This window comes from Clostridium sp. DFI.1.208, assembly GCF_024463855.1.
In the GTDB taxonomy this organism is placed as follows: Bacteria; Bacillota_I; Bacilli_A; order Erysipelotrichales; family Erysipelotrichaceae; genus Clostridium_AQ.
Map to the genome: position 1 here is coordinate 1 of NZ_JANGCA010000277.1, position 285 is coordinate 285.

The window sequence follows — 285 nt, forward strand, 5'->3', positions numbered from 1 at the left end:
CATCGGTATCTTTTTCTTCATTCCCTTACACTCCTTCCATCTCACTGTCCTTCAATACTGCATAGATGATGACCTCTCCTGCGAGCAGTCCCCATTTCCCCCACTGGACCATATGCAGGATACTGCCCTGATATCGCTGCGGTACGCACACATACAGACCGCTTTGGATCAGGATGAGCAGGAAGAAGATCCCTGCCATGATGAGCATGCACAGTCTCGTCTTTTTGATGATCGCCTGCTTCATCTCCTGTAGCCAGAGCGTCCTGCTTTTCAGCTGTTCCTGCT

General features: G+C 50.5%; 1 protein-coding gene. It reads right to left on the bottom strand.

Annotated elements, in window-relative coordinates:
* Positions 1–25: 25 nt before the first annotated feature.
* Positions 26–285, bottom strand: a 260-nt coding sequence (locus NE665_RS24360; protein ID WP_256302763.1) for a hypothetical protein, incomplete at its 5' end; no start/stop codon positions are given.